Here is a 21,075-nt window from a genome sequence, read left to right on the forward strand (position 1 = left end):
GAGGGCTTCTACAACCGCGTGCGCATGCACACGGCCATCGGATACCTTGCCCCTGTCGAAAGGGAACGCAGCCTCCTGGCTGCGTGACTTGGTGTACGTGGAAACGAGGCAGGGTCAGTGTTGGTGGCTGCCTTCGCCGCGTCAACAGCTCGCGCCGCCAACTGCGCTGCATTCTCCGGCGTGGGGGGCAGCGGAAGACGCAGGGGTCGGTAGCTCAATGGACCGGGTTTTGGTTGGGCAATGCCCGCGAGCGGACTCATCAAAAAGAGCTTCGAAATCGTGCGGCGTAGCTTCATCATCGACGGATGTTACTTGTAGGCGTCGGAGAGAGAACAACGACGATTCCCCGACCGGCTACCGAACCGGAGATGCATGACGAAAGTCTGCTACTGGCCGGTATCAGCCGACGTAGATGTCGCCAGCCGCCGCGCTCCTGAGAAAGTCCAATAGCTCGGCGGACGTCGTCATTCTTGCCGAGTAGCCGTGTTGATCAGGTTCCGCAGTGAGGTGGTCGAGAGCCCGCTGCGCGGCTGCTCCGAACGCAACTCTTTCGTCCGGCGACATGGATTGGAGGTAGACAGGGATCGACTGGCTCAACGCATCGGCATCGTCTGGGTCCAGAGGTCCATCGAACATGAGCAAGCAGAAGTGGTCGAGCGCGATGTCTGCAAGAGTTTTCATGCGAATTGAATTGGATCCGTGAAGGTCTGCTTGTGGCCCGCATTCTGCCGTCTGACGTTCAGCCAAAGTCGATGGACCTGACGATCGCTCTCGCGTCGGCTAGCTCGGCAACGGCATCGCCGCTTGCGGCCGCTGCCACATAGGTGACGAGTGCCACATCGGAGCCGTTGGTCAGGTACCAGGCGCGAATCAGGTCGTCTCCATGCAGGAAGGTCCCGCCGACGTAGTGGCTTGCGGACTTGCCTCGCTCAAAGTCCCCGACCGCGCCAAGCGAACGGGTGTCGGCGAAGTCCTTGAGCAGCGCGGCTAGGTCGTCTGGGCTGACCTGTGGGTTTGCGCCGGAACGGTACCTTCCCACAGAAAACTGCAGCGCCCCAACCCCTTCCGGCTTTGCCAGGGTGGGCGGTGTTCCTTCGGGCATGTCGTCGCTGACATCGACCCAGCCATTGGGGAGGGAGATGCGGACGTCCGCGAAGGTACAGAGTTGGCTCATCGTTTGAGAATCAGAGGGTGGAGTCGCAGGTCCGCTTTTGGCCGCATGCAGGCCTCGTCAGACGGTAGCTGATGCCTCGCCAAAGAAGAAACGCAGAAACTCCAGGAACGACGGGTAGCGAGGCTCGAGTTGACCATTCTTGAGCAGAGTGTCGCCGCCTTCGAAGTCGACGTCGTAGACCTGTTCGGTCGAAATGTCGTAGACCATCACACCCCCACCCAAAAGGCTAGTCAACACCAAATATCGCTCTGGCCAGCCGTATTTGCTACGGACCAATGCTGTGGCAGCCTCGATGGATTCTTGAGGTCGTGCACCAACAACATCTAGCAGTTCGAAGCCCGTGTTCTGACTTGCCAATGGCCCGTTGTATCGAAGATAGAACGATCCAATCTGAGAATCCTCGGCAATGCCGAGACGATTCAATCCGGCCGCTGCATCAGCAACATCTGATCTGAGAAATCCTTCATCTTCAAGCGATGAGACGACGATTTGCATGGCGCCAATTTCTAAAAGTCCGCTTATGGCCGATGTCAGCCGCTCAGATGCTCTTCAAGAACGAATTGCCCTTGCAACCAAGAGACGAATTCATTCTCCGTCAGTGGATCTCGCACCAGTCCCCACTCGTTCCATCGTCTACTGATCATGTCTGTCCAGTCGGCGAGCACCTCTTGAGTCGAAATGGGAACACCTCGTTCTTCAGCGAGTGCGCGAAGACGGCCCACCGTCCCGTTGAGGCCGGCAATTGTTTCCTTTCCTTGGATGTACTCGCGCGCGACAAGGAAAAGATCTTTGAGTTCGGGCAGCGTTGGTGAGGTCATCGCTTCTAGGCTCGTTAAGAATCACACCTGAATGTCTGGTTGTGGCCGCTACCGGGCTCTTCTCGCATACCGTTCAACGAACAGCTCTGCCTCGACCAAGGTTGCTGGGTACTGCACAAGTGATCCGCTTGGCTGTTCGTGCATCGATTGGAAACGGAAGCCGTGATTGAGCAAAAACTCAACCTTGCGCCACTGATCAACATCGGTCATTTTGGGCGCTGCGAACTTGCGGCTAAGCATCACCATCGGTCCGTGACACTGTGGGCAGAGTCGGGTTAGGGTCCGCATGGGCTTCTTGAAGGACTTGCGACAAGCGAAGCAGACGTGCGGGAACAAACGCCGCTGGTCCTGCTCGGGCTTGGAAAAGTACGAATGGTGCGTGAACTTCTTCATGATTGGTGGGGGCGGCGGGAAGGACGGCTCATGGCCGTCTTCAGCCTTGTTGGTTGCTTACCGCCGCCTTCCAGTCCAGCAGGTTGCGGGCTATCGCGCGCTCATGATCCGGTCGCGGCGATAAACCCATGCGCTCGGTCGCGATGCTGCCCAGATGCTCGGCAATTTCGTCTTCGTTGCTTCCGCCCTTGAGCATCCCAAAGACACGGGGAAGATAACCGTGATACTCATCTCGAGCCTCAGGGACGGTGGCGACGCCGATGGGGTCCCATAAGTAGTGCAGTACCTCGTCCACAGCGCGGTAGAGCACGAGGTCGGATGGGCTCAGTCGACTCATGATTCGATGTTTGCTTTGCTTCGGTTCTGCCGCGACTCTGGACGTCGGCTCCTGGCCGACTGTAGCCTGTCGGCTATCAGGAGCTTCGGGCCCGAAGCAGCCAGCGAGCTTGCTTCGAAGCAGCAATTCGTCAGGTGGCGTTGGCTAAACGGCAGCCTCTTGTTCATGGAGGTAGTCCTGGTCAATCTATTCGTCATCAGGCACGCGGCCGGTAACCAAGCAATTTCGAATTCTTATACTGACTAGGCCTTCCTTAGAGGACTTCGTGGGCCTTCCTCGTGGTCACTGGCCGGGCGCCTGGCCTTTGCCACTTGCAGCATCTGCAACCTTGTCAACCAGGGACAGCAAGGCGAGCCTCAGTCTAGGCTGCGCCGATGGCAAGTCCGAGACCAGCCCTTTATAGAGGGGATACACCATTCCCCTCGGGCCATCGTAGACGACGGTCTGGCGCCCCAGAAAGGCCTTCGACTTTGCGTCGTACATGGCCATTCCTACAGAGACGTTCATGCGGTACTCATTCAGAGGACCTGGGGCATTCCAGAAGGCAAGCGGGCTGATCTGTAGCAGCAGGTCCGACTCGGCGGGTTCAACATCGTTGGGCGACTTGGAACGGTAAGGCGTCCCGTCCTCTTTGCTTGCGGGCCAGAGCAAAACGTTAGTTCTACGACTCGCAACCACGGGCTGTAGTCCGCGCTGTCGCAGTGCCGGCAACAAGGCATCAATGAATTCCTGCTGAGGATTCCAGTCCGGAAAGAGCCATCGCACCTCGCTGTCGAAGCCTTGTGCCTTTTTTCGCGTGTCTTCCGCGCTGGCCTGAATCAGTGCGCCGACGAGGCCGGCAGCCACAAGGGAAGACGCTCCGGCACTGCGACTTGCAGGCGGTGAGGCCGACTGTTGGTTCAGGGTGTTCGCGATCGCATCGCCGGCATAGTCACCTCCCATCACATAGTCAGCATCAGAAAAGAAAATGTCCGTCCTGCTCGAAAAATGAAAGTCGAAGTAAGGCGTCATCACGCCGATCAACGCCGCGTTCTTGAGTGGAGGGGTATCAACGATGGTGACAGTTTTCTTTCCACGCACCTTGTCCGATGCGATCTTGGGATGGACCGCACACCCTGTGAGGATGAGCATTGCGAGCAGGCAGAGGACAGCGCGCAGCGGGCCCAAGGTGACGTCGAATAATGAGGCAGGCGATGGTGTCATGACGTTGAGGGTGGTGTTCGGTGCAGCGGCTGTGGCGAAGCGACATGTGGTGCAGGATATGGATGATGCTGAAGTGGCGCGACGATGTTGAAGCTTTAAAGACAAGGTCGGCTCTTGGCCGCCACTGCCAAAACTTCCACCGCGACTTTGCCGGAGGCGACACCGGGGTCGGGCTGCGCTGGGGATACGTGAAGCTCGAGTTGGAAGAACTAAAATCGTTGGGCAAGGCGACCAATGCGCCGTCGGAATGTAACGGATTCTGGTCACGGATTCTCGGACAGAGGCCCTTCGATTCAACGCTTGGGAGGGCGCGGCAGAGAGTCGCTCTGGGCCGGAGTAGCGGCCATTGATGGAATCTGGAGGCCGGGCTTACGGAGAACTGAGAAGGTCATGGCCAACTTCCGGTTTTGGGCGACTGTAGCCTGTCGGCTACCAGGAGCTTTGGGCCCGTTGCGGTCTTACGCAACAGTAGAAGCTGACGTTCGTCAAAGCTGCTAAACGGCCACAAGCGGACGGTCGCGAGAGCGGCGTCTAGCGGCCGCTTGAGCAGAGCGCTGAGCTCTAGCAAGCATTTCCTCGACGACTACTTCGCTGCGCTTTCGCTCGTGACGGTCGAGGCTGGTTACGTTCCAAACGCGCCGCACCTGGCGCTGTACCCGCAAGGGGCGTAAAAAAGCGGGCTGGTGGGCCAAGACGGTTCAGGTCGATCCGGAGGCCAAGCGCGTCGTCGTGCACGAGAAGACACGCCGCCCCTGCGCCGGGCCCGACCGTCAGGGTGCGACGAAGGAGTCGCGCGCGAGCTTGCCGAGGTGCGGATGGTCGGTGAAGAATCCGTCCATACCGAGCTTGAGGAAGGCCTTGATCTGGCCGTCGAGCTTGCCGAAGGCCGCCGGGTCGGTGCCAGCGTCGAACTCGTTCGGCAGGAAGGCGTTCTCGGCGCGGAAGGTCCAGCCGTGCACGATCAGGCCGGCTGCGTGCGCGTCGCTGACGAAGCTCGTCGGCGTGCCGAGCGTGCCGGCTGCGGTGAGCGGAATCATCACGCTGGTGTTGGCGCCGACGCCGTTCGCGTAGCTGCGGATCTCGGCCAGGCCGGCGGGCTTGGCCAGATCGGCGTACGTGCGCGGATCGCCGCTCGCGACGAAATCCCACGGCTTGCCGCTCGCGCTGATGAGCTGGACCAGCGGCACCTGCGTCATGCGGTTGAGCTTGCGCAAGTTGGCGGTCTCGAACGACTGGATGAACACCGGCGCCTGCGGCCCCACGTAGCCGTGGCGCGTCAGCGTGCGCACCAGCGGCTCCTCGAGCGGCAGGCCGATGCCCTGGAAGTAGCTCGGGTGCTTGGTTTCCGGATACACACCGATCGGCCGCCACGCCGCCGGACGACCGCGCCCGGCGTGCACCTCGGCGCGGCGACGCTCGTTGGCCTGCGCGACGAGCTGCAGCACCTCGTCGAGCGTCGGCACCTCGAACATGCCGTCGAAGCGCGTGTTCGCGGTGCGCAGCGCGGGCAGTCGCTCGCGGGCGCGCAGCGTCTTCAGCTCGGCGAGCGTGAAGTCCTCGGTGAACCAGCCGGTCACTGTCACGCCGTCGATCGTCTTCGAGGTCTTGCGCGATGCGAACTCGGGACGATCGACCACGTCGGTGGTGGCTTCACGCACCGAGCCGTCGGCATTGAGGATCGCGATCGCGTTCTCGTGCCTGGCGACGAGCACGCCGTCCTTGGTGATCACGAGGTCGGGCTCGACGTAGTCGGCGCCTTGCTCGATGGCCATCCAGTAGGCAGCCAGCGTGTGCTCGGGCAGGTAGCCGCTGGCGCCGCGGTGGCCGATGACCAGCGGCGGCGCCGGCGGGCGGACGCCGTGCCGTTCACTTGGCTGGGCGCAGGCGGAGATCGAGACGAAGGCGAGAGTGGTGGCGGCGAGCAGCGACAGGAGCTTCATGTGCTAGTCCCATGGTAGGTGGAAAGCGCCAACCATAGGATCCGGCCGTGACTCCACCATGACGCCGCGTTCGTCAGGAGCACGCCGCGACACGTTTCAGATCGGCGAGGCCCCTCGAAGTCGCGGCCGATATGCGGTCCATGTCGAGGTGGTGGTGGCCCGGCTAACTGACCGTGTGGCGCTCAGGCCGCTGTACCTTGGCAGCGTGTTGCTGCAGTACCGGTGCCGCTCTGTCCTCGCGGGCCGACGGCGAGTGACTGCTACCTCAGATGTCCAAGGTCCGCGTTGGGTCGAGAGCGGCGCCGGGCGGCAGCTTTCTGCCATCCATATTGAATGGCTGGTGATGGCCGACTACGGACTAGCGCGGCCAGACCATCGAACCGTCGTGAGTATGCACACCACCTGGACGCCAAGGCGGCCCGGGCAGAACAAGGCTCTCCAAGTCAGGCGTCGCTCTTTCGGCGACGACCGAACAGCATGGCCGCGAGCGGGATGGTGGTCAGCACGCCAACGGCCACCAGCGTCCACCCGATATTCTTGCGTTGCTCTTCGCTGAGCCTGTCGGAAAGCAGCAGGCCCACGCCTGCCCCCAAGGCGCCGCGGGTCCCGGCCAACAAGGCGAGCTCGGGCAAATGAACTTCAGTTGTGAACACGACAGAACTCCTTTCGTGCCGGTAGCAGTCATTCAGTATGCCCTGCAGGGGCCCGTCATGTCTTCGTCCGTGCGCCGATTCCTCCAGGAGGTATCAAGCGCGCGAACCTCCAGAAGGCGGCTCAGCTCAGCAAGGACGCCGACAATCGCCACCTCTATGGTACTGATGAAAGGTGTGTCCCCCGCTGTTCAACTGCGCGGGTTGAACGGGCGAGCGTCCGCTATGAGGCGATTTCCACCGCATTCAAATGACTGGTCCTGGCCGACTGTAGCGGGTTGCGACCGGCGGAGCTTTGGGTCCAATCCAGTCCTCCGCATCTGGACGCTGACTGACCGCGATGTGGGATAGAGCGACCCATCGCCGCTAGCTCGGCTATCCCCGTCGCGACGAACCAGGAACAAGAACGAGGCCGCTCACTCCCTGATCGCAGCACTCCAGAATTCATTCGCCGCCTTCCCCAAGAGCTCGATATCTCGATAGAGCCTGATTTCCAGCGGAACGGCCCACTCGCTGCTCGCTGCGGCGACAAGGCGCCCTTGGCCGATGTCTTCCTCCACGAGGGTCTGCGGCAGCCATGCGATGCCCCTGCCGTCCAGTGCCATCGTCCTGAGGACGGAGGCGAGATGCGCCGTGAAGACGGTCTGTACCGCTTGCGACTCCAGCGGTCGGCTCACTACGGCACGCATGATGCGTCCCAGCCCGGATTCCTCGGTGTACAAGAGTACCGGTACGGCGGATGCGCCCTTGCGTGAAAGCTGATGCAGCGGATTGCCAGAGTCATTGGGTGCGGATACTGCGATCAGCATGTCCCCACCGATCCGGGCTGACTCGTACGTGTCTGCATCGAGCGCGCCATGCGCATCAGGATGTGCGTGGCATAGAACGAACTGAACCTTGCTTTGCAGCATCAGCGATTCGCAACGCTGAAGGACGTCAGACATGAGCTGCACCGGCCCCAGCGTGATGCTTGACTCGAGGCTCCGAATCCATCGCGGCAGGAAAGTCATGGAAAGCGCATGCGTGCACGCAATGCGCAGTGTGACCGAACTGGCCTCCGCGATCTTCCTGGCGTCCCCCGGCACGCGGGCCACCCTCGCGGTCAACTCCTGCGCCACGCCGGCAAACCATTCGCCAACTTCGGTGAGCGTGGCGGGCTGCGTGCTGCGGTCGAACAAGTCGGCACCGATCCACTCTTCCAGCGCGCGAATGCGACGGCTGAATGCGGGTTGAGAGCTATGGCGCTCATCTGCCGCACGCGAGAAGTTCCCCGTTGCCGCCAACGCCAGGAAGTCATCAAGCCAGATCAGGTTCATGTCCGGTTCGTCCAGCGCATAGAAGTTGAGAAATTGAACATTGGCCGAAAAAGACGGTGTAGCCGACCATTCAGTCTCCCACTCACCCCTTCTGGAGACAACCGTGAAGATCGTCGAAATCCGAGAGAAGACTATCCCCATCAGCTCGCCCATTCGCAACGCCTACATCGACTTTAGCAAGATGACGCTGAGCCTTGTAGCAGTGATCACCGACGTGATTCGCGACGGCAAGCCGGTCGTTGGCTATGGCTTCAACTCGAACGGCCGCTACGGCCAGGGCAAGCTGATGCGCGAGCGGTTCATCCCGCGCATCATGGAAGCGAATCAGTCGTCCCTCGTCGACGACAGCGGCAACAACCTCGATCCACACAAGATTTGGAACACGATGTTCACCAATGAGAAGCCGGGCGGCCATGGCGAGCGATCGGTGGCCATCGGCACCATCGACATGGCGGTGTGGGACGCGGTGGCCAAGATCGAAGGCAAGCCACTGTTTCAATTGCTGGCCGACCGCTACGGGGACGGCAAGCCCAATCGCAAGATATTCGTCTACGCAGCGGGTGGCTACTACTACCCGGGGCAGGACCATGGGAAGCTGAAGGACGAGATGCGCAGCTACATCGACCGCGGCTATACGGTCGTGAAGAAGAAGATCGGCGGAGCCTCTCTTGACGAAGACCTGCGCCGCATCGACTCGATCATGGAAGTGCTGCAGGACGGCCAGAAGCTCTGCGTCGACGCCAATGGCCGCTTCGACCTGGAAACCGCGATTGCTTATGCCAAGGCCCTGTCGCAGTACGACCTATTTTGGTATGAAGAGCCGGGCGATCCGTTGGACTTTGAATTGCAAGCCGTCCTGCGCAATTTCTACAAGAACCCGATGGCCACGGGTGAAGACCTTTTCTCGATGCAGGATGCGCGCAATCTGATCCGCTACGGCGGCATGCGCCCGGACCGCGACTGGCTGCAGTTCGACTGCGCGCTCAGCTACGGCCTGGTCGAGTACCTGCGTACGCTAGAGATGTTGAAGGAACATGGCTGGTCGGCCAGCCGCTGCATCCCGCACGGCGGTCACCAAATGTCGCTGAACATTGCGGCCGGCCTTGGCCTTGGCGGCAACGAGTCGTACCCCGACCTGTTTCAGCCGTTCGGCGGGTTCCCGGATGGCGTGAAGGTCGAGAACAGCTTCGTAACCCTGCCTGACTTGCCGGGGATCGGCTTCGAGGGCAAGGCCGATCTGTACCGCGAGATGCAAGCGCTTTCGGCCTGAAGCAGATGGCCCCCAAGGAGACACCACCATGAAAAGAATTTGGCGCTACGGCGCTGGTATCGGCCTGCTCGCTTCGGCCACGCTGGCCTGCGCAGACTTCCCTGACAAGCCGGTCACGCTGGTTGTCCCGTTCGCGGCCGGCGGCCCGAGCGACAAGATCGCCCGCGACCTGGCGGAGGCGCTGCGCAAGCCACTCGGCCAGACCGTGATCGTCGACAACGCTGCCGGTGCGGGCGGCACGATCGGCTCGGCCAAAGTGGCGCGCGCCGCGCCGGACGGCTACACGCTGCTGGTGCATCACATCGGCATGGCAACCGCGCCCGCGTTGTATCGCAAGCTCCCTTACAAGGTGCCCGATGACTTCGAAACGCTGGGCCTGATCAACGAAGCCCCTTCGGTGGTGATCGGCAAGCCGAGCCTGGAAGCCAACAACTTCGCGGACTTGCGCAAGTGGATTGCTGCGAACGGCGCAAAGGTCAACCTGGCCCACGCAGGGCTGGGCTCCGCGTCGCACCTGTGCGGCTTGATGTTCCAGAGCGCCTTGAAGACCACCATGACCCCGGTGCCGTACAAGGGAACCGCGCCAGCCATGACTGACCTCATTGGCGGGCAGGTCGATCTCATGTGCGAGCAGGCCACCAACGCTGTTCCGCAGATCGAGGGCAAGAAGGTCAAGGCCTACGGCGTAACGAGCCTCAAGCGCCTGACGCTGCCATCGCTCAAGGACACCGCCACGCTGTCAGAGTCCGGGCTCAAGGACTTCGACGTGCAGGTCTGGCACGGCTTGTACGCGCCCAAGGGAACGCCGCCCGCGGTGTTGGACAAGCTGAACGCGGCGCTTCGCAGCGCCTTGAAGGATCCGGAACTCATCAAGCGTGAAGAGGCGCTGGGCCTCACCGTGGTGAATGACGACCGCTTGACCGCGGCCGGCCACAAGAAGTTCGTGGAATCAGAGAAGGTCCGCTGGTCGAAGGTCATCAAGGACGCCGGCGAATACGCCGACTGAACGCGAGCTTCGCAGGCGCATGATGATTTTGGTGTCTCATGACGACCTGCGCGGCACGGCCATTACCGTGGCGGCGGCCATGCTCAATGGCCCGCAGGGTGGCGGGCAAGGACATCACCCAGGTCAAGCTGGTCACCTCCGGTGACGGGGGAAGGCTGACGCATCCCGCCACACACTCGACTCTTTGGTACGACCTCTTTTGGCGCTGAGCAGAGCACAGCCATTCATCACGCGACCACGCAAAAGGAGATACACATGAAGATCGGAATCATCGGCGCCGGCAATATCGGCACGCGTCTCGCCCGCAAACTCGCAGCCAGCGGCCATGATGTCAGGCTTGCAAACTCAAAGGGGCCACAAGCCATCCGGGATCTCGCCGACGAAGTCGGTGCCACACCAGTGACCAAGGAAAAGGCGGTTACCGACGCCGAGGTCATCATCCTTGCGATCCCTTTTGCAAGTCTTCAAGAACTCGCGAACTTGTTCGAGAACGTAGCGCCCGAGGTCGTGGTCATCGATACGTCCAACTACTATCCATCTCGCGATGGCGCGATTGCCGAGGTAGACGGCGGAAAGCCTGAAAGTGTATGGAGCCAAGAACAGATCGGACGTCCCGTGGTGAAGGCGTGGAACGCCGTTCTGGCTGCGACCTTGGAAGCGGGAGGGAAGCCAGCAGGTTCGCCCGGTCGTCTCGCGATCCCCGTGGCCGGAGACGATGCGAAGGCAACGGCGACGGCCCGGCAGTTGGTCGATCAAACAGGGTTTGACGCGCTGGACACCGGAAGCCTCAAGGACTCTTGGCGCCAACAGCCAGGGACGCCCGCGTACTGTACTGAGTTGACGATCGGCGATTTGAAGCTGGCGGTTGAAGCCGCAAAAAATAACCGCGCGTCTCAGAATCGAGATGCCTTGATGAAGGAGTTTGCATCAGCAGGCGCTACACTGACGCACGCACAAATCGTAGCGCGAAACCGTAGTGTTACGACATAGGTGCTTTCGTTCTCCGCGAAGGCGCCAGAAGTGTTTGGCTCATCGAGTACTATTTTTCAGGCGCGACATTTTCGATCGACTGGGTTGCGGCTGCGTTCACACGGGGCCAAGCACTGCCGGTACTCGCCGCGCTGTTGTCTGTGATGCGCTTGGCTGAGGTCTTGCAGCGCCTGAGGCGCAGGAAATTGGCGTAGAACGCGCCAAGTTCATCCGGTTCGCAGAAGCCAATGGCACGCACGGCAGCGTCCTGGGAATGCTCTCAAGCACACGTGAATGTGCCAGTCACTACTCGCGGATCGTTGCGAAGGAGTGTCATGGTTTCTGAAAGGAAATCTTCCAGCGGCATGGACTGCTCGTCGTTTTGCTGGCCCAGCAATGTTGTTCGCACGCCCGGTGGCGCTACTTCGATCACTTGGAGAGAAGCGTCGGCAACCTGGATGCGCAGGCTCTCGGTGAAGGGGTGAAGGGCGGCTTTCGTTGCGTTGTAGGTGGGCGTGGCCGGTAACGGGACGAATGCCAACGAAGAGGTGACGTTCATGATCACCGCGTCGCTTTTGCCCACTAGTTGCGGCAAGAAGGCGTAGACCATCCGAATCGCGCCAAGCAGGTTAACCGTGACGGTGTCCTCGGCGATTTGGAGGGAGGTCGGTTCGGGCAGTCCGTGGCGCCAGGAGCCTTGACCCGTCGTGCGGCACACCGCCATAGGCTTGCAAAAGCCGCCGCGCCCTCTTCGCGATGTCAGAGGCCTCCTACATCCGAGTTCTTAAAGCTGCCCGAAACTTCCGTGGGGCGGTGCATCCGAAGAACCGTCAAGACCGACCGCCTGCCAGGCCGAGCATGCTGCCCCGAGAGAACTCATGAATCATCAGACCCACTCGTCAGAGGCTCCACAGCTGACGGCCCCCACGCGCCCCGCAAAAACCCGCTCGGCGAAGCCGGCCGACCCGCTCCTGCAGGATCAGGCTGAAGCCCGTTCTCGACAGATTCTCTCGGCGCTTCAGGCCTTCTCCGCCGGGGATTTCCGGGCACGCTTGCCGCTTGAATGGGCCGGGACGGACGGTCGCATCGCCGAGACGTTCAACCAGACCATCGGGCAGGCGCAACGCCTGACGACCGAGTTCGGGCGTCTGAGCGTCACGGTCGGCAAGGAGGGCAGGCTGGCCCAGCGGATGTCGGCGCCGGGGGCGCAGGGCGCATGGGCAGCGCAGTCCGATGCCCTCAACACGCTCATCGACGATCTGGTGCGACCGACGACGGATATCGCGCGCACCATCGGCGCGGTGGCCAAGGGCGACCTCGGGCAATCGATGGAGCTGCAGGTCGACGGGCGCGCGCTCAAGGGCGAGTTCCATCGCTCGGCGCGACTGGTCAACACGATGATCGAGCAGCTGGCGGTGTTCACCTCGGAGGTCACGCGTGTGGCCCGCGAAGTTGGCATCGAAGGCAAGCTGGGTGGCCAGGCGCAGGTCAAGGGCATGTCCGGGGTCTGGAAGGATCTGACCGATTCGGTCAACCAGATGGCGGGGAACCTGACCGCGCAGGTGCGCAACATCGCCGACGTCACGATCGCCGTGGCGAATGGCGACCTGTCCAAGAAGATCACGGTCGATGTGCGCGGCGAGATCCTTCAGCTGAAAGAAGCCACAAACACGATGGTCGACCAGTTGCGATCCTTCGCTTCCGAGGTCACGCGCGTGGCCCGGGAGGTGGGCACCGACGGTCGGCTGGGCGGACAGGCGGTGGTGCCGGGCGTTGCCGGCACCTGGAAGGATCTGACCGACTCGGTCAACTCGATGGCCAACAACCTCACGTCGCAGGTGCGCAACATCGCCACCGTGACCACGGCCGTTGCACGGGGGGACCTGAGCCGAAAGATCACGGTGGACGTGAAAGGCGAAATCCTCGAGTTGAAGGAAACGATCAACACCATGGTCGACCAGCTCAACGGATTTTCCTCAGAGGTGACGCGCGTCGCGCGCGAGGTGGGAACCGAGGGCAAGCTGGGCGGCCAGGCCCAGGTGCCCGGCATTGCGGGCACTTGGAAGGATCTCACTGACTCGGTCAACTCCATGGCGTCCAACCTGACTGGGCAGGTGCGCAACATCGCGGGCGTCGCCACGGCGATCGCCAAGGGAGACCTGTCTTCGAAGATCACGGTCGAAGTGAAAGGCGAGATCCTGGCCTTGAAAGAGACCATCAACACCATGGTGGATCAGCTGAACGGATTCGCCTCCGAGGTGACGCGCGTCGCACGCGAAGTCGGCACCGAAGGCAAGCTCGGCGGCCAGGCGCAGGTTCCGGGCGTCGCCGGCACCTGGAAAGACCTCACCGACAACGTCAACTTCATGGCGTCGAACCTGACCGGTCAGGTGCGCAACATCGCGGAGGTGACGACGGCGGTGGCCAACGGCGACCTGTCCAAAACCATCACGGTCGACGTCAAGGGCGAAATCCTCGAGCTCAAGAACACGATCAACACGATGGTCGACCAGCTCAACGGCTTCGCCTCCGAGGTCACGCGTGTGGCACGCGAGGTCGGCACCGAAGGAAAGCTCGGGGGCCAGGCGGCGGTGCCGGGCGTCGCCGGAACCTGGAAAGACCTCACGGACAGCGTCAACTTCATGGCCTCCAATCTGACCGGCCAGGTGCGCAACATCGCGGAGGTGACGACCGCGGTCGCACGCGGGGACCTGTCCAAGAAGATCACGGCCGACGTGCGGGGCGAGATCCTCGAGCTGAAGAACACGATCAACACGATGGTGGACCAGCTCAATGGCTTCGCGGGCGAGGTCAGCCGCGTGGCGCGGGAAGTCGGCACCGAAGGCGCGCTGGGTGGCCAGGCGCAGGTGCTCGGCGTCGCCGGCACCTGGAAGGACTTGACCGACAACGTCAACTCCATGGCCTCCAATCTGACCGCACAGGTGCGCAACATCGCCGACGTGGCCACTGCCGTTGCCAACGGGGACCTGTCCAAGAAGATCACGGTCGACGTGAAGGGCGAGATCCTCGAGCTGAAGAACACGCTCAACACCATGGTGGACCAACTCAACGGCTTCGCATCGGAGGTGACCCGCGTCGCACGGGAAGTCGGTACCGACGGGAAACTCGGAGGGCAGGCGCAGGTTCGCGGTGTGGCGGGCACCTGGAAGGATCTCACCGACAACGTCAACTCGATGGCGAACAACCTCACGGGGCAGGTTCGCAACATCGCGGACGTGACCACCGCGGTTGCGCGCGGCGACCTGTCGCGCAAGATCACCGTGGAGGTCAAGGGCGAGATTCTCGAGCTCAAGAACACCATCAACACGATGGTCGATCAGCTCAACGGCTTTGCCTCGGAGGTGACGCGCGTGGCGCGCGAAGTCGGCACCGAGGGCAAGCTCGGCGGTCAGGCACAGGTGCCCGGTGTGGCCGGCACGTGGAAGGATCTGACCGACAACGTCAACTTCATGGCGTCGAACCTGACCGGACAGGTGCGCAACATCGCGGACGTCGCGACCGCGATCGCCCAGGGAGATCTCTCGCGCAAGATCACCGTGGAAGTCGAGGGCGAGATTCTGCAACTCAAGCAGACCATGAACACGATGGTGGATCAGCTCAACGCGTTTGCGGGGGAAGTCAGCCGGGTCGCGCGCGAAGTGGGTACCGACGGCAAGCTCGGCGGGCAGGCCGCGGTGGAAGGCGTCGCCGGCACCTGGAAGGACCTGACCGACAACGTCAATTCCATGGCGTCCAACCTGACGGGGCAGGTGCGCAACATTGCCGAGGTCACGATCGCCGTTGCGAACGGCGACCTGTCCAAGAAGATCACCGTGGACGTGCGCGGCGAGATACTGGAGCTGAAAGAGACCATCAACACGATGGTCGACCAGTTGCGCTCCTTCGCCGCGGAGGTCAGCCGCGTGGCGCGCGAGGTCGGAACCGACGGCAAGCTCGGGGGGCAGGCCCAGGTGCCGGGCGTTGCCGGCACGTGGAAAGATCTGACCGACAACGTCAACTCCATGGCGAACAACTTGACGGGCCAGGTTCGCAACATCGCCGATGTGGCCACGGCCATCGCGCGCGGCGACCTCGGACGCAAGATCACCGTCGATGTGAAGGGCGAGATCCTGCAGCTGAAGGAAACCATCAACACCATGGTGGATCAGCTGTCGGCCTTCGCGGCCGAAGTGACCCGGGTGGCGCGCGAGGTCGGGACGGAAGGCAAGCTTGGAGGCCAGGCGGCCGTGCCCGGCGTGGCGGGCACCTGGAAGGACCTCACGGACAACGTGAATTCGATGGCCTCGAATCTGACCGGGCAGGTGCGCAACATCGCAGAAGTGACGATCGCGGTGGCCAGTGGCGACCTGTCCAAGAAGATCACCGTGGACGTGCGAGGCGAGATCCTGCAGCTCAAGGAAACCATCAACACGATGGTCGAGCAGTTGCGCTCGTTTGCGTCCGAGGTGACGCGGGTCGCGCGCGAGGTCGGCACGGAAGGGCGCCTGGGCGTGCAGGCCGTGGTACCCGGCGTGGCCGGTACCTGGAAGGATCTGACAGACTCGGTCAACACCATGGGCGCCAACCTCACCTCCCAGGTTCGCAACATTGCGGAAGTGACGACAGCCGTGGCGCGCGGCGACCTGAACCGCAAGATCACCGTGGACGTGAAAGGCGAAATCCTCGAGTTGAAGAACACCATCAACACGATGGTCGACCAGCTGAACTCGTTTGCCGGAGAAGTGACGCGCGTGGCGCGCGAAGTGGGTACGGAGGGAAAGCTGGGCGGGCAGGCCCAGGTGAGCGGTGTGGGCGGCACGTGGAAGGATCTCACCGACAACGTCAACTTCATGGCGTCGAACCTCACCGAACAGGTGCGCGGTATCGTCAAGGTGGTGACCGCCGTGGCGGACGGCAACCTCACCCAGCGCCTCACCGTGCAGGCCAAGGGCGAAGTGGCGGCACTTGCGGACACGATCAACGGAATGACCGACACGCTGGCCACCTTCGCGGATCAGGTGACCAACGTCGCGCGCGAAGTGGGGGTCGACGGCCGACTCGGGGGGCAGGCCAACGTGCCCGGCGCCGCCGGCACATGGAAGGATCTCACCGGCAACGTCAACCTGCTGGCGGCCAACCTGACCACGCAGGTGCGCGCCATTGCCGAGGTGGCCACGGCCGTGACCAAGGGCGACCTCACGCGCTCGATCCAGGTCGATGCCAAAGGCGAGGTGTCCGAGCTCAAGGACAACATCAACACGATGATCTCCAACCTGCGCGAGACCACGGAGCGCAACCGGGAGCAGGATTGGCTCAAGACCAATCTCGCCCGCTTCACCGGCATGTTGCAGGGGCAGAGAGAACTCAGCACGGTCGGCAAGATGCTGCTGTCGGAGCTTGCGCCGCTCGTGCATGCCCACCAGGGAACGGTGTACCACAGCAGTGTCGAGGATCGCAGCGGGGGCCGCCTGTCACTGCTGTCGAGCTATGCGCACACCGGCAAGGTTCGCCTGGCGGAGACGATCGGCCTGGGCGAAGGACTGGTGGGGCAGTGCGCGGTCGAGCAAAAGCGCATCCTGCTCACGAATGTCCCGCCTGATTTTGTCGGCATCGGCTCCAGCCTCGGCGAAGCACGCCAGCTGAATGTGGTGGTGCTGCCCGTGCTCTTCGAGAAGCACACCAAGGCGGTCATCGAACTGGCGTCGCTGCACCCGTTCACGGTGGTGAACCTCAACTTCCTGGACCAGTTGGCACTCAACATCGGGGCCGTTTTCAACACCATCGAGGCCACGATGCGCACGGAGGGGTTGCTCACCCAGTCCCAGCAGCTGACGGTCGAGCTGCAGTCGCGCCAGAGCGAGCTGCAGCAGACCAACGAGGAACTCGGCACCAAGGCGCGCTTGCTCGCCGAGCAGAACGCGGAGGTCGAACGCAAGAACGCAGAGGTCGAGCAGGCGCGCGGCGCACTGGAAGAGAAGGCTTCCGAACTGGCGCTGACCTCGAAGTACAAGTCCGAATTCCTCGCCAACATGTCGCATGAGTTGCGCACGCCGCTCAACTCCATCCTCATCCTGAGCCAGCAGCTCGCCGAAAACGCATCCGGCTCTCTCTCGAGCAAGCAGGTGGAGTTCTCCCGCAACATCAATTCCTCCGGAACCGACTTGCTGCACCTGATCAACGACATCCTGGATCTCTCCAAGATCGAGTCGGGAACGGTCACCGTGGATGTGGAGGAGATCAGCTTTGCCGCGCTGCGCGCCAACATCGACCGGAACTTCCGACATGTGGCGGAGGCGAAGAGTCTTCCGTTCCACATCCGGTTCGAGAAGGATCTGCCGCGCTCGATGGACAGCGATTCGAAACGCCTTCTGCAAATCCTCAAGAACCTCCTGTCCAACGCGGTGAAGTTCACGGCCCAAGGCCAGGTCGAGGTGCGGGTGGGACTCGCCAGGACGGGGTGGAGCCCGGATCATCCGGTGCTGCGCCAGGCACAGCAGGTGGTCGCGTTCGCGGTGGAAGACACGGGCATCGGCGTGGCCCCCGAAAAGCAGCGGCTCATCTTCGAGGCATTCCAGCAGGCCGACGCGGGCACCTCCCGCAAGTACGGCGGCACCGGCCTGGGGCTTGCCATCAGCCGCGAGCTTGCCGTGTTGCTCGGCGGTGAAATCAAGCTCACGAGTGTGTTCGGCCAGGGCAGCGTCTTCACGCTCTACCTTCCGTTGCACTACGCGGGGTCGGATGCGACGACTGTCGTGCGCCGGCCTGATGCCGTGGCCGGCGAACCGGGCAGGGCGCTCCTGGCGTTGCAGGTGCTGCGCGAAGAACACATTGCGGACGACCGCGACGCGGTGGCAGCGGGCGATTGCGTCTTGCTCATCGTCGAGGACGACCCCCACTACGCGCGAATCCTGCTCGGGCTGGCGCGGGACAAGGGCTTCAAGGGGATTGTCGCGACCAAGGGCGCGTACGGGCTCGCACTGGCCCGTCAGTACAGGCCCGCCGCCATCTGCCTGGATATTTTCCTGCCGGACATGCTGGGATGGACCGTGCTCAATCAACTCAAGATGGATCCCGCATTGCGCCACATCCCAGTTCAGATCATCACGCAGGAGGAAGAGCGACAGCACGGCCTGGCCCGTGGCGCGTTTGCCTACGTCGTCAAGGAGCCCACCACCACCCATCTGGAACGGTCGTTCGACCGCCTCAAGGCGTTCCTGGTTTCGCGCACCAAGCGGCTGCTGGTGGTGGAGGATAACGACATCGAACGCGAAGCCGTCATTGCGCTCCTGGGCGACAGCGACATCGAGATGGTGGGGGCTTCGACCGGCGCTGCGGCACTGGCCCAGATGCGCCGCCAGCCGTTCGACTGTGTGGTGCTGGATCTGCATCTCCCGGACATGACCGGCTTCGAACTGCTGGAGCAACTGCAGGCCGAGCCGGAACTCGCGTGTACCCCTGTCGTCGTGTTTACCGGCAAAGAGTTGAACCGCGAGGAGCAGGATCGGCTGCACACGATGTCCAAGCGCATTGTGCTGAAGGACGTGCAGTCGCCCGAGCGTCTGCTGGACGAGACGGCGCTGTTCCTGCATCGCGTGGTCACGCAGCTGCCCCCGGAAAAGCAGGCGCTGCTCGAACGCCTGTACAACTCCTCGGAAGTCCTTCAGGGGCGCAAGGTGCTCATCGTCGACGACGACGCGCGCAACATCTTTGCCCTCACTTCCGTGCTCGAGAACCATGACGTGGAAGTGACCAGCGCGACCACCGGCCGGCAGGCGATCGACATCCTGGACCGCAGCGGTGACATCGCGATGATCCTGATGGACATCATGATGCCGGACATGGATGGCTACGCGACGATGCGCGAAATTCGCCGGGATCCGAGATTCCGCCTCCTTCCCATCCTGGCCCTCACGGCCAAGGCAATGAGGGGCGACAGGGAGAAGTGCCTGGATGCGGGCGCGAGCGACTACATTGCCAAGCCCGTCAACACCGATCAGCTGCTGTCGCTGATGCGCGTTTGGCTGTTCCGATGAGACGGAGCCTTCCGATGTCCGCGTCTTTTCAACCCCCTCCCCTGGGCGGCCCGCTGATGGCGGACAGCGGTATGGCTACGACCCCGCCCGGCCTACCCGCAGCCGACCGTGCGGATCATGGCGTGACACGCGCGCTGGCCGAACCGGTGAACGTCCTGATCGTGGACGACGAGCCCAACAACCTGACGGTTCTGGAAACCGTGCTGGACGACTCGGGCTATCGGCTCGTCCATGCCAACTCGGGGGAGCAGGCCCTCATGGCGCTGATGGCCCACGAGTTTGCGGTTCTGGTGCTGGACGTGAACATGCCCGACATGAGTGGCTTCGAGCTGGCCCAGCTCGTCAAGCAGCGCAAGAAGACGGCAAGCATCCCGATTATTTTCCTGACTGCGTATTTCAACGACGAGCGCAGTGTCGTGGAGGGCTATGGCAGCGGCGCAGTCGATTACCTCCACAAGCCAGTCAATGTCAACGTGTTGCGCTCCAAGGTGTCCGTCTTCGCCGAGCTGTACCGCAAGGGCCGTGCGTTGGAGGAAGCCAATCGCGCGCTCGTTGCGGAAATTGCGGAGCGTCGCACCGTCGAAGAGCGCCTGCGCGAACTGAACGAGACGCTGGAACGCCGGGTGCTGGACCGCACCGAGGCGCTCGAGGCGAGCGAAGCGCAGTTGCGCAGTGCAGATCGTCGCAAGGACGAGTTCCTCGCGACACTCGCACACGAATTGCGCAATCCGCTGGCGCCAATTGGCTACGCGGTGCGGCTTTTGGGACTGAAGGGGCCGGCGACCCCCGAGGTCGTGCGCGCCTCCGATCTGATCGGGCGGCAGGTCAAGGCCATGAGCCGGCTGATCGATGACCTCATGGACGTGAGCCGCATCAACCAAGGCAAGATCCAGCTGCATCGCGAGCGCATCCTCCTCGCCTCGGTGCTCCGGGACGCGATCGATGCCGCGCGGCCTGTGATCGACGAGTGCAAGCACGAGTTGCAAGTAGCGCTCCCCGCCCAGGAGGTGGCGCTCGAAGGAGACGCCACGCGGCTCGCTCAGGCGTTCATGAACCTTCTCCACAATGCATCGAAGTACATGGACAGCGGCGGGCAGATCGCCATCAGCGTTCTGCCACGCGGGCAGCAAGTGGAAGTGACGGTGCGTGATACCGGCATCGGCATCGCGGCCGATCGGCTGGAAAGCATCTTCGAGATGTTTTCGCAGGTGGATGCCGCCTTGTCCCGTTCCCGCGGCGGGCTGGGCATCGGTCTTTCGCTGACCCGGCGGCTGGTGGAACTGCACGGCGGCACGATCGTGGCGCGCAGCGAGGGGACGGGGCGCGGCAGTGAATTCGTCGTGTCGTTGCCCATGGTGGATGCGCCTCCCGCAGGCGCTGCCGTCTTTTCAAGCCAGGGCGCCGGTAGCGAGGTGGCACCCTTCTCCGCGCTGCGCGTGCTGGTGGCGGACGACAACCAGGATGCCGCCGAGGCGCTGACCGAACTGCTGCGAGCGATGGGCCATTGCGTGCGGTGTGTGTTTGACGGCGAGGCTGCCGTCTCGGCGACGCGCGAGTTCGACCCCGAGCTGATCCTGCTCGACATCGGCATGCCCAAGCTGAACGGCTACGAAGCATGCCGGGCGATCCGCGCAGACCGAACTGGCCGGCGCATCTGGATCTGCGCAGTCACGGGCTGGGGCCAGCCGGAGGATTTGCGGATGGCTTCGGAAGCCGGCTTTGACCGACACCTTGTCAAGCCACTCGACCCCGATACGCTCCTTCGGTTGATCGGCGAAGTTGTCGCGGGTGGAGGCGGCCAGCGCCTCGGGGCGGGCTGACATCGCAATCGGGCGCTACTTCGGGCGTGGCCTGGCCAGGATCAACACATCGGCAACGGCGGATCCGTGCCTGGGACGCGCTGACTTGATGGCGGGCAGCGTCGCTCCAGCCGGGCACCCCGGGCGCTTCCGGCGCGAGCTCGCCC

Annotated in this window: 17 protein-coding genes; 5 read left to right on the forward strand and 12 right to left on the reverse strand. The window is 62.7% G+C overall.

All coding sequences use genetic code 11. The features are described from left to right. Positions 1-399: 399 nt before the first annotated feature. The 10 genes from ACSFA8_RS24635 to ACSFA8_RS24680 form a co-directional block, all read right to left on the reverse strand. Positions 400-681, reverse strand: a complete 282-nt coding sequence (locus tag ACSFA8_RS24635) for a hypothetical protein (RefSeq protein ID WP_435482101.1) — start codon at positions 679-681, stop codon at positions 400-402. 58 nt (positions 682-739) lie between these two features. Continuing rightward, positions 740-1,174 (reverse strand): hypothetical protein, encoded by a 435-nt coding sequence (locus tag ACSFA8_RS24640; protein ID WP_435482102.1) that lies wholly within the window; start codon positions 1,172-1,174, stop codon positions 740-742. Positions 1,175-1,231: 57 nt separating this feature from the next. Then, on the reverse strand, positions 1,232-1,669 hold the full coding sequence (locus ACSFA8_RS24645) for a hypothetical protein (RefSeq protein WP_435482103.1): 438 nt from the start codon (positions 1,667-1,669) through the stop codon (positions 1,232-1,234). A gap of 35 nt (positions 1,670-1,704) precedes the next feature. Next, positions 1,705-1,992 (reverse strand): hypothetical protein, encoded by a 288-nt coding sequence (locus ACSFA8_RS24650; protein WP_435482104.1) that lies wholly within the window; start codon positions 1,990-1,992, stop codon positions 1,705-1,707. A gap of 48 nt (positions 1,993-2,040) precedes the next feature. Continuing rightward, positions 2,041-2,385 carry a hypothetical protein gene (locus ACSFA8_RS24655; protein ID WP_435482105.1) on the reverse strand — a complete coding sequence of 115 codons (345 nt, stop codon included), beginning with the start codon at positions 2,383-2,385 and terminating at the stop codon, positions 2,041-2,043. Between the two features lie 40 nt (positions 2,386-2,425). After that, positions 2,426-2,722 carry a hypothetical protein gene (locus tag ACSFA8_RS24660; protein ID WP_435482106.1) on the reverse strand — a complete coding sequence of 99 codons (297 nt, stop codon included), beginning with the start codon at positions 2,720-2,722 and terminating at the stop codon, positions 2,426-2,428. A gap of 282 nt (positions 2,723-3,004) precedes the next feature. Continuing rightward, the gene (locus ACSFA8_RS24665; protein WP_435482107.1) at positions 3,005-3,925 is read right to left on the reverse strand and encodes a hypothetical protein; all 921 of its coding nucleotides are present in this window, start codon (positions 3,923-3,925) and stop codon (positions 3,005-3,007) included. A gap of 770 nt (positions 3,926-4,695) precedes the next feature. After that, the gene (locus ACSFA8_RS24670; RefSeq protein WP_435482108.1) at positions 4,696-5,865 is read right to left on the reverse strand and encodes a glycerophosphodiester phosphodiesterase; all 1,170 of its coding nucleotides are present in this window, start codon (positions 5,863-5,865) and stop codon (positions 4,696-4,698) included. Between the two features lie 443 nt (positions 5,866-6,308). Then, positions 6,309-6,518, reverse strand: a complete 210-nt coding sequence (locus ACSFA8_RS24675) for a hypothetical protein (RefSeq protein WP_435482109.1) — start codon at positions 6,516-6,518, stop codon at positions 6,309-6,311. Between the two features lie 413 nt (positions 6,519-6,931). Continuing rightward, positions 6,932-7,831 (reverse strand): LysR family transcriptional regulator, encoded by a 900-nt coding sequence (locus tag ACSFA8_RS24680; protein WP_435482190.1) that lies wholly within the window; start codon positions 7,829-7,831, stop codon positions 6,932-6,934. 103 nt (positions 7,832-7,934) lie between these two features. Between ACSFA8_RS24680 and ACSFA8_RS24685 the strand changes: the two genes are divergently transcribed. The 3 genes from ACSFA8_RS24685 (at position 7,935) to ACSFA8_RS24695 (ending at position 11,097) form a co-directional block, all read left to right on the forward strand. Then, a complete protein-coding gene (locus tag ACSFA8_RS24685) occupies positions 7,935-9,101 on the forward strand; it encodes a mandelate racemase/muconate lactonizing enzyme family protein (RefSeq protein WP_435482110.1) in 1,167 nt (388 codons plus the stop codon). Between the two features lie 28 nt (positions 9,102-9,129). Further along, a complete protein-coding gene (locus ACSFA8_RS24690; RefSeq protein WP_435482111.1) occupies positions 9,130-10,107 on the forward strand; it encodes a tripartite tricarboxylate transporter substrate-binding protein in 978 nt (325 codons plus the stop codon). A gap of 249 nt (positions 10,108-10,356) precedes the next feature. Beyond that, complete coding sequence (locus ACSFA8_RS24695) at positions 10,357-11,097, forward strand: NADPH-dependent F420 reductase (RefSeq protein ID WP_435482191.1); 741 nt, start codon at positions 10,357-10,359, stop codon at positions 11,095-11,097. Positions 11,098-11,146: 49 nt separating this feature from the next. Here ACSFA8_RS24695 and ACSFA8_RS24700 read toward each other — a convergent pair whose 3' ends face one another. Both ACSFA8_RS24700 and ACSFA8_RS24705 read right to left on the reverse strand, forming a co-directional pair. Then, positions 11,147-11,335: a hypothetical protein gene (locus ACSFA8_RS24700; protein WP_435482112.1), complete on the reverse strand. Its 189-nt coding sequence runs from the start codon at positions 11,333-11,335 to the stop codon at positions 11,147-11,149. A 21-nt stretch (positions 11,336-11,356) separates the two neighbouring features. Further along, positions 11,357-11,800: an SDR family NAD(P)-dependent oxidoreductase gene (locus tag ACSFA8_RS24705; RefSeq protein ID WP_435482113.1), complete on the reverse strand. Its 444-nt coding sequence runs from the start codon at positions 11,798-11,800 to the stop codon at positions 11,357-11,359. Positions 11,801-11,954: 154 nt separating this feature from the next. Between ACSFA8_RS24705 and ACSFA8_RS24710 the strand changes: the two genes are divergently transcribed. Beyond that, on the forward strand, positions 11,955-19,109 hold the full coding sequence (locus ACSFA8_RS24710; RefSeq protein WP_435482114.1) for a HAMP domain-containing protein: 7,155 nt from the start codon (positions 11,955-11,957) through the stop codon (positions 19,107-19,109). Positions 19,110-19,123: 14 nt separating this feature from the next. Further along, the gene (locus ACSFA8_RS24715) at positions 19,124-20,929 is read left to right on the forward strand and encodes a response regulator (RefSeq protein ID WP_435482115.1); all 1,806 of its coding nucleotides are present in this window, start codon (positions 19,124-19,126) and stop codon (positions 20,927-20,929) included. The last annotated feature ends 146 nt before the right edge of the window (positions 20,930-21,075 follow it).

It is taken from the genome of Variovorax nitratireducens (assembly GCF_051216545.1).
In the GTDB taxonomy this organism is placed as follows: domain Bacteria; phylum Pseudomonadota; class Gammaproteobacteria; order Burkholderiales; family Burkholderiaceae_C; genus Variovorax.